At 40.5% G+C, this 8,360-nt stretch carries 12 protein-coding genes and 1 pseudogene; 11 read left to right on the top strand and 2 right to left on the bottom strand.

Going from position 1 to position 8,360, the window contains the following annotated elements; all coding sequences use genetic code 11:
* Positions 1–370 precede the first annotated feature (370 nt).
* From H6G48_RS03030 to H6G48_RS25710, 4 genes are all read left to right on the top strand, one after another.
* Positions 371–2,050, top strand: coding sequence for a DUF3352 domain-containing protein (locus H6G48_RS03030; RefSeq protein WP_190718933.1), 1,680 nt, complete (start codon positions 371–373; stop codon positions 2,048–2,050).
* 292 nt (positions 2,051–2,342) lie between these two features.
* Positions 2,343–2,717 (top strand): hypothetical protein, encoded by a 375-nt coding sequence (locus H6G48_RS03025; protein WP_002796338.1) that lies wholly within the window; start codon positions 2,343–2,345, stop codon positions 2,715–2,717.
* Between the two features lie 133 nt (positions 2,718–2,850).
* Positions 2,851–2,994, top strand: a complete 144-nt coding sequence (locus H6G48_RS25715) for an HNH endonuclease (protein WP_199328717.1) — start codon at positions 2,851–2,853, stop codon at positions 2,992–2,994.
* 66 nt (positions 2,995–3,060) lie between these two features.
* The gene (locus H6G48_RS25710) at positions 3,061–3,255 is read left to right on the top strand and encodes a hypothetical protein (protein ID WP_199328716.1); all 195 of its coding nucleotides are present in this window, start codon (positions 3,061–3,063) and stop codon (positions 3,253–3,255) included.
* A gap of 285 nt (positions 3,256–3,540) precedes the next feature.
* Here the strand turns inward: H6G48_RS25710 and H6G48_RS25990 are convergent, their stop codons facing one another.
* Together H6G48_RS25990 and H6G48_RS25985 are read right to left on the bottom strand one after the other, a co-directional pair.
* Positions 3,541–3,693: a hypothetical protein gene (locus H6G48_RS25990; protein WP_186814291.1), complete on the bottom strand. Its 153-nt coding sequence runs from the start codon at positions 3,691–3,693 to the stop codon at positions 3,541–3,543.
* 39 nt (positions 3,694–3,732) lie between these two features.
* Complete coding sequence (locus H6G48_RS25985; RefSeq protein ID WP_242034510.1) at positions 3,733–4,044, bottom strand: hypothetical protein; 312 nt, start codon at positions 4,042–4,044, stop codon at positions 3,733–3,735.
* Positions 4,045–4,334: 290 nt separating this feature from the next.
* Between H6G48_RS25985 and H6G48_RS03010 the strand changes: the two genes are divergently transcribed.
* From H6G48_RS03010 to H6G48_RS02980, 7 genes and pseudogenes are all read left to right on the top strand, one after another.
* Positions 4,335–4,604 (top strand): hypothetical protein, encoded by a 270-nt coding sequence (locus tag H6G48_RS03010; protein WP_002796343.1) that lies wholly within the window; start codon positions 4,335–4,337, stop codon positions 4,602–4,604.
* Positions 4,601–4,744 (top strand): putative toxin-antitoxin system toxin component, PIN family, encoded by a 144-nt coding sequence (locus H6G48_RS03005; protein WP_002796344.1) that lies wholly within the window; start codon positions 4,601–4,603, stop codon positions 4,742–4,744. The genes H6G48_RS03010 and H6G48_RS03005 overlap by 4 nt, the downstream gene beginning before the upstream one ends.
* A gap of 350 nt (positions 4,745–5,094) precedes the next feature.
* Positions 5,095–6,105 (top strand): tetratricopeptide repeat protein, encoded by a 1,011-nt coding sequence (locus H6G48_RS03000; protein ID WP_190718930.1) that lies wholly within the window; start codon positions 5,095–5,097, stop codon positions 6,103–6,105.
* Between the two features lie 547 nt (positions 6,106–6,652).
* Complete coding sequence (locus tag H6G48_RS02995) at positions 6,653–6,946, top strand: nucleotidyltransferase family protein (RefSeq protein ID WP_002733639.1); 294 nt, start codon at positions 6,653–6,655, stop codon at positions 6,944–6,946.
* Positions 6,943–7,284, top strand: a pseudogene (locus tag H6G48_RS02990) (HepT-like ribonuclease domain-containing protein). The gene H6G48_RS02995 and the pseudogene H6G48_RS02990 overlap by 4 nt, the downstream one beginning before the upstream one ends.
* A gap of 263 nt (positions 7,285–7,547) precedes the next feature.
* Positions 7,548–7,739: a type II toxin-antitoxin system HicB family antitoxin gene (locus H6G48_RS02985; RefSeq protein WP_190718926.1), complete on the top strand. Its 192-nt coding sequence runs from the start codon at positions 7,548–7,550 to the stop codon at positions 7,737–7,739.
* Positions 7,736–7,918 carry a type II toxin-antitoxin system HicA family toxin gene (locus H6G48_RS02980; RefSeq protein ID WP_190718922.1) on the top strand — a complete coding sequence of 61 codons (183 nt, stop codon included), beginning with the start codon at positions 7,736–7,738 and terminating at the stop codon, positions 7,916–7,918. Before H6G48_RS02985 ends, H6G48_RS02980 begins: the two co-directional genes overlap by 4 nt.
* Positions 7,919–8,360: the final 442 nt, after the last annotated feature.

Below are 8,360 nucleotides of genomic sequence, written 5' to 3'. Positions count from 1 at the left end.
CTCTTGAATCTATTACACTTTTTATAAATAGTTCTAATTCAGCGATTTGTAGTTCCTTGCTTTGCTTCTCCAATCCTGTGTAATTCATTTTTTATTGGGTATAATTAAACATTCAATATTATCTTATCACTTTTTTGAAAATAATTTAGGATCGCTATATCTATTTTTCCCTCAACAGTGCTGCACTGTTTCAGCCGAATTTTCACGATGTGCGACGGCATTGCAACCTGAAGACTCTAATATTGTATCACCAAGTCCCCCTAGAAGGGGGAGGCTTTAAACCCAAATTTTCGGTAAGAATTGTAGCGATCGAAATTCTTGGGTCATTTGCTGGCTTAAAATAGCTAATGGTTCATCTCGGGACAAGGTTGTGAAATTGCGATCGTTTTTCTATCTTTTAGGTGCGACGGTAATCATTCTACTAGGAGTCGCTACAGCCAGTTTTGCTTGGATTCTCGCCGATAGTCCTCTGTCTTTGCTCAAAGGTGGGGTGCTACGGGAACCGGCGGCGGCGATTTTTGTGCCGAAACAGGCCCCGGTTATGGTATCCTTGCTGGTCAATCCCGAACGTTTAGAGTCTTTTGGTCAATTAATCGCTACACCGGCTAATCGACGACGTTCCCACCAAGAAATTAAGGATTTAGAAAAAAGTCTGCTCGGCAAAACGGGATTAAATTATCAAAAGGAAATCAAACCCTGGTTAGGGGAAGAAATTACCCTCGCTGTTACTTCCCTAGATTTCGATCGCGATACCGATAATGGTATCCAACCGGGTTATCTTTTGGCAATTCAAAGTAAAGATGGTGAACGCGCTAAGGAATTTCTGCAAGCTTCCTACTCAAAACAGGCGGTTTCGGGCAAATTTGACCTTGTTTTTGAACTCTACAAGGGAGTTAACCTCATTTATCAACGTCCCTTGACCGCAGGAGATAATAATCGTTTTCTCGCTAGTGCCGTCGTCGGTGATACGGTGCTTTTTGCCAATAATATCAAGGTTTTGCGCGAGGCACTTAATAACGTGCAAGTACCGGATTTAAACCTAAAAAATAGCCCCGATTACCGAGAAGCTCTCAAAAATATCACCGAACCGCGTATAGCTATCGTTTACGGCAATTTACCCCCGTTATCGGCTTGGATAGCTAATCAACCCGTCCCGGAGAGTCCCGAAGCAAAACAACGATTAGCCACGGCTTTTACCCTCAAATCCGGGGGAATAGTCGCTCAAACCGCCTTAATTGGAGTCTTAGGACAGGATGACCAAGCACCAATTTTATCTAGTCCCGTGGGAGCATTATCTTTTATCGGCGAAAATAGCCTTTTAGTCGCCGCTAGTCGGGATTTAAATCGTTTTTGGACTCAGGTAGAGGAGGGGTTAGAAGCAGATAGTCCCCTACAGGAATTAATAACACAGGTCTTAAACCGCTTCCAGTCGCCTTTAGGTTTAAATTTGCCTGAAGACGTTTTTAGCTGGGTTAGAGGCGAATATAGCCTCGCTCTCGTGCCTAGTTCAAAGGGGATGGAACCCGATAGTGTTTTTCTAGGGGAACGGGTGATGGGGGTAGAGGTGGACAGTGCGATCTCTCATTTGGATGAGTTGGCCCGCAGTCGCGGCTATAATGTGGTTAATCTGCCTTTACTCGATCGAACGGTGACAGCTTGGACAAAGTTAACCACGGCGGTCCCAGGGGGAAAAGCGCAACTAGAGACGCTCGTGACGGGAGTGCATACTAGGGTCGATAATTATGAAATTATCGCTAGTTCTGTGGAAGCGATGGGTTTAGCTTTATCTGCACAGAAAAACCCCATTGTAAGCAGTGGTAAGTTTCGACAGGCAATTACTGCTCTACCCGCAGAAAATGATGGTTATTTTTACGTCGATTGGCGACAATTGCAACCGGTAATCGAGGCAAAATTCCCGATCGTGCGGGTGTTAGAATTATCGATTAAGCCTTTATTTAATAATCTGCGTTCTCTTACTATTAGCAGCCAAGGCAGTGAAAATTCTGTGCGTCGGGGAACGATTTTCTTTAACCTGGGAGTGAAGTCTTAATCAGTTATCAGTTATCAGTTATCAGTTATCAGATAGAAGCTTGTAGCTTGTAGGTTGGGTTGAGCGATTTAATACTTAGGAGAAAACTTCTCGATTCAATGGTTTGAGCGAAACCCAACATTCTTGACGACATTGGTGTGGTTGGGTTTCCCTCAAGCGTCGCTAATATTTGACAGACAAAAGTTATTATTGCTCAAGTCAAGCTACGGTTAGTATGTTAAAGTGCATAACAAGTATGGAAAATCCAAATTATTTTGGATGAGCTTGCAAAATTCGCTTTACTGTTTAAACCATGACTACTATCACAATTGTTCCGGAATTTGCTGGAAAAACCTTGACATATAAAGCAATTTGTGGCAACCAAGAAACAAGTGGTTTGACTCCAGGTCAAGCACTGGATCTTATGGAAACAAGTTTAATTGCTGAAGGTGAAAATATGGGTGAGACATTAGTGATTTTACAGCGTTTCCGTCCTGATAATTTATTCAGCAAACAGCAACAAGAACGTTTACAAGAACTGATGGAAGAATTTCATCAATCTCTAGCTTCTGAGACTGATTTTTCTGCGATAAAACAGCAAGAATTAACAGCTTTAATTGAGGAAGAATTACAAGCAAGTATTCAAAGAGGGAAAAGAATTATCAAACAGATTCAAGATAATGATTAATTTATAATCAAGAGCAAAAGGTAACAAGCATCTCTTTTCAAGGGAACAAAAATTAAAATTTTTCTGATTTCAACTGATTTAAAGCTATCGACTTCAGGTAGTAATTACTGACAACTTATGACTGATAACTGAAATGACCCATCCCCAATATACTCTCGTTGCGAAAAGGGCAAAACATAGATGTGAATATTGTCATGCACCAGAGATTATTTTTAATCTTGCTTTTGAAGTAGATCACATTGTTCCCCTCTCTAAAAAAGGGGAAGATAAACCATAAAATTTAGCTCTATCATGTCGTATTTGCAATCTTCATAAATTAGCTCGTATTGAGGGAATTGATCCAGTGACAGAAAAAGTATTTCGCTTATTTAATCCTCGTATAGACAAATGGGAAGAACATTTTCTTGTCGATAATAAAACTTTTGAAATCGCAGGAAAAACGCCAATAGGTAGAGTAACAGTAGAAGTATTAAGCATCAACTCTACTTTACAAATTAGTGCCAGAAAAATATGGTATATTCTAGGTGTTTTCCCTTGAAAAGTTAAGCTAAATAAACCAGAAAAAATATGATAAAACCACTTTTAAAAGTAGCACAGATACAAACTTAAAACAACCCTCTCATTACTTTTTGCTCGGTTTCCTCCTTAATCTTGAGAATCGCAATATCAACTGATTCTTGTAGATAATCGAGATTTGCTTGAGTTAGCGTGTAGTGGACTGTTTCAGCTAAAATAGGGCAATAGATTTCGGCTTAAAGTCTTAGATTATAGAATTTATAGCATTTTTCTAATACACCAAATTAGCTGAAACAGTCCACTACGGCTAGTATGGTGTATCAGTATACCATCGTCCTGCTTCTTCTCTTTTGTTTTGTTCGCTCATCAGTTCTATTATTCTTAGTTCGTCATCTTTTCTACGTTTTTCATTTGCTTTTCTTCTTTCTTCTTCATTCTCTTTTATACGCTGTTCAGCCACTTGTTTAAACTGAGGAAATATAGTTGCAAGTTTTTTAAGTTACCCCTGTCGATACTGATCTGATGAAACAAGTTGAGAAACATACTTATCAAATACATCTTTAAACTCAGGCAAAGTAGCAACAAACTCTTTTAACCTGTCTATTGTATTATCACCAAAACCGAGACTTTCAGGCTTCGTGGAAATCCACCGACCAATCACAAACCGAAAATCTGGGTACTTATCTAGTAGCATCCTAACATCGGCAATAGATAAACCTCCGTCAACCATCTGTAACCATTGCTGGCGAACAGAATTCCGTTGAACAGGATCAGTAATGTGGTCAAAACAGTCATCGTAGTATCCTGACATATTTTTTTCTCCGAATCACTCATAATCTCATCTTAAGCGTTCAGGGGGTGGTTATCAAGTAGCCAGTGGTATTGATTCTGTGGAAGGACTCTCTTGGGGTAGTATAAATGTAGAGGGAGAAACATTACCTCTCCAGACGCGAATCGCTGAGGGTCATCAATTCCCAGATTAGATTCCAAGGTAGCAAGCCCTAGCTTGAAAAATTCGCTAAAATATATATAATTAACTTGATCAGATTATTTATAAAGTCTGTTTAACAGCTAAAGTTAATAAAGTTGATTTTGAAGCTGATGACCAAAGAGCTACTCATACAAATCAATCGAGAAGGAAACCTCGAACTTCCTCCTGAAGTTCAAACCCGCCTCAACCCAGGAGATAAATACATGATTTCCCTGACGGAAGACTCCATCATTCTCAAAAAAGTTCATCAAGATAAAGTCAATCTAGAGCAATTCTTTGAGCGACTAGAAGCAATGGAACCAGACCCCAATCAACCGACTCTGGCTGAGATTAGCCAGATGATTAAAGAAGCTCGCCAAATTAGACGCGCCAACTCATGAAAGTTGTTGTAGATGTCAATGTTTGGATTTCAGGATTGTTGTGGGGAGGAGTTCCGGGTAAAATCCTTAAATTAGCTAAAAATCAAAGAATTACCATCATTACTCCCCAAGAATTTCTTAGTCGCTACTTTAATGAGTAGAGAAGAGGAGTAAGGTAATTAATTGACGATTTACACCAAGAGAAAAGATAAGTTTGACCGACAATAATTGCTATGATTACTGTAGGATTTAAAAAAAGCGATCGCTCTTACTACTTTCTAATTACTTTAGATAGTAGTAGCCTAGTGCTTTTTAGACAAAAAAAGCCTATTCTGTATATTCCCAAAAAAGCAGCCTATGAATTAAGTAGGGGTTGCTGAATAAATCTAAAAACCTTGTTGGATAATATTTTTAGGCTTTTTTAGCCCAAAAACCTTTTTTAGCAGGATTTACACCGATATTCAGCCAACCCTAAGTAGAATTTAAAATCATCCCCAGTGAGGAACTAGCCATGAAATCCTTTGCCCTTCTTACCACCGTTAGCCTAATCAGCCTTTCCACCCTCGCGACTGTTCGCCCCGTCATGGCGCTAGAGGGCCGACAACCAGCCGAAACCCAGATCGCTCAAGGGAACAATCAAGACGCGATCGGCTACTTTAACCGGGGAATTGACTACATCCAACAGGAAAAATACGATCTCGCCCTCGCTGAATTCACCAAAGCGATCAACATTAATCCCCGATACGCCGAGGCTTACCTCAATCGCGGGTTTCTTTACAAACAACAGGGGAAACCCGACCTCGCCCTGTCCGATTTCAATCAGGTAATCAACATTAATCCCCGAGACGCCGAAGCTTACTACAATCGGGGGATTCTTTACGGCGAACAGGGGAAACCAGACCTCGCCCTGTCCGATTACAATCAGGTAATCAACATTAATCCCCGATTGGCTGGGGCTTACTACAATCGGGGGATTCTTTACGCCATACAGGGGAAACCAGACCTCGCCCTGTCCGATTACAATCAGGCGATCAACATTAATCCCCGATTCGCCGAGGCTTACCTCAATCGGGGGGTTCTTTACGATGAACAGGGGAAACCCGACCTCGCCCTGTTCGATTACAATCAGGCGATCAACATTAATCCCCGATACGCCGAGGCTTACGTCAATCGGGGGATTCTTTACGCCATACAGGGGAAACCCGACCTCGCCCTGTCCGATTACAATCAGGCGATCAATATTAATCCCCGATTCGCTGGGGCTTACTACAATCGCGGGAATCTTTATTACTACCAACAGGGGAAACCCGACCTCGCCCTGTCCGATTACAATCAGGCGATCAACATTAATCCCCAATTGGCCCTGGCTTACGCCAATCGGGGGGTTCTTTATTACTCTCGACAAGAAACGGAAAAAGCGATCAGAGATTTCCGACAAGCCGCCGAACTGTTCCGCCAGCAAGGAAACGCGGCGGCCTATGAAGCGGTTATGGAAGCCCTACGGCAATTAGGTGCGGTCTAGTTCTTTTTCTTGGGTTGAGTCCGTCGGTTGGGTTGAGCGAATCAATGGGTTAAAGAAAACCTCTCAATTTTAAGGGAAAGCGAAACCCAACAGCCAACACCTCAATCCGTCTGAATGAGCGATCGCTTCTCATGGCTTTTTGTTGGGTTTCCTTGGGTCTATAGTTGGGTTTCCTTACGTCAACCCAACCTACAAGAGAGTCCTTTTTGTTGGGTTGAGTAGGTTGAGTAGTGGACTGTTTCAGCTAATTTGGTGTATTAGAAAAATGCTATAAATTCTATAATCTAAGACTTTAAGCCGAAATCTATCGCCCTATTTTAGCTGAAACAATCCAGTAGGGTGCGTTAGCGTTAGCGTAACGCACCAATCCCAGTTAGAAACCCAACAGCCAACACCTCAATCCGTCTGAATAGGCGATCGCTTCTCATGGCTTTTTGTTGGGTTTCCTTGGGTCAATCCAACCGACGATAATTGTTATCAGTATTTAGTTTTTTCTAGTCTAGTCTGTTAATTGTTCATTAAAAACCTTCGGGATGGATGTTATTTTATGACCCTAAAACAACTCATACAAGACAAACGAGAGGATATCCTAAAAATTGCCACCAAACATGGTGCTTTTAATGTGCGTGTATTTGGTTCCGTTGCTAGAGGTGAGGAAACTGAAAATAGTGATATTGATTTTTTAATTGATTATGATTTAGCTAAAACATCCCCTTGGTTTCCCGGTGGATTATTAGTTGATTTAGAGGATCTCTTAGGGTGTAAAGTGGATGTAGTAACTGAAAAAAGCCTTCATCATCTAATTAAACAGCGAATCTTAAAGGAGGCAATTAAGTTATGAATGAAGATCAAGTTTATCTTGGATATATTTTAGACTGTATTGATAAAATTAAGGAGTATTCCTAAGGAGGAAAACAGGAGTTTTTTGCTAATTCAATGATCAGCGATGCCATCATTAGACGCTTACAAACCTTGGCAGAATCAACTCAACGGCTTTCGGAGGAATTAAAGGCAAATATTCCCGATGTTGACTGGCGTAATATTTCTGGTTTTAGGAATATTTTAGTACATGATTATTTAGGAGGAATTGACCTTAATACAGTTTGGGATGTGGTAGAGAATTATTTGGATAATTTAAGAGAACAGATTTTCAGGCATCTAGAATCAGTCAATACTTAATCAAAGTCTAATTTTGTAGGTTCGGTTGAGGGAATAAATAGGTTAAAGAAAACCTCTCAATTCTCAGGGAAAGCGAAACCCAACAGCCAACACCTAAATCCGTCTAAATTAGCGATCGCCGATTTTGTCGGCTGCATTAACGAAGTGTAAGGCGGCAATCTCGCTGCCAACCCTGATAATAAAGCTGATCGTGGCTTGGGAGCAATTCAGTTATAATAGGGGTCAACTTAATATCTTTAGCAACGCAGAATGAGGATTTCACCATGAAGATTCCATATACATATTGGAAAGAATCAGATGGGATGTTCTTGGGCTATTTGAATGAATTTCCAGATCATTGGACCCAAGGTGTTGACTTAGAAGAATTAATCGAAAACTTGGTCGATCTCTACAAAACATTTACTACGGAAGAAATCCCCGGAATCAAGAGAGTTGCAGAGTTTGAACTCGCATGAAAAGACATGATTTAATTGCACAATCAGAGCAAGCGGGCTGCTATTTGATTAGACGTGGAGGGAAACACGATATTTACCATAATCCAGATACTGGAAAAACAGAACCAATTCCCAGACATCGAGAAATTAATGAGCGATTGGCTAAAAAGATTATCAAAAGTCTTACAGGCGACAGATAAATTCACAGTGCCAATTAGGGTCTGCTGAAAAAGTTTTTCGTGGGGCAGGGTGTGGGGTGTAGGGTTTTACCCATTTTCAGGGGGTCAATTACCTAATTTTCAGGGAAAAAGTGCCTTAATTTTCCCCCCGATTCCTCCAATGGCTGGCACTTTTTGATTTCAAAAAAGCCTAAAGATATTATCCAACAAGGTTTTTAGATTTATTCAGTAAACCCCAATTAGGGTTTGCTGAAAAAGTTATTGAAAAGTACAGATATCTTAATCAATAGACCTCTTGCAAAAGTCTTTCGTGATCTAATAAAAGGTTATTTATTTTTGCCAATACTCTTACGAGACAGCGATCGCCACAAGGAGATAGTGTTGCCAGCGTAATAAAAGAGTTTTTTGGTGATACTGTTGAAAATCTGTCCTTAATAGATAAAAAACAGAATAAGAGTCTGAA

This window comes from Microcystis flos-aquae FACHB-1344, assembly GCF_014698375.1.
Lineage (GTDB): Bacteria > Cyanobacteriota > Cyanobacteriia > Cyanobacteriales > Microcystaceae > Microcystis > Microcystis aeruginosa.
This window is presented reverse-complemented; position numbering and strand designations above follow the sequence as displayed.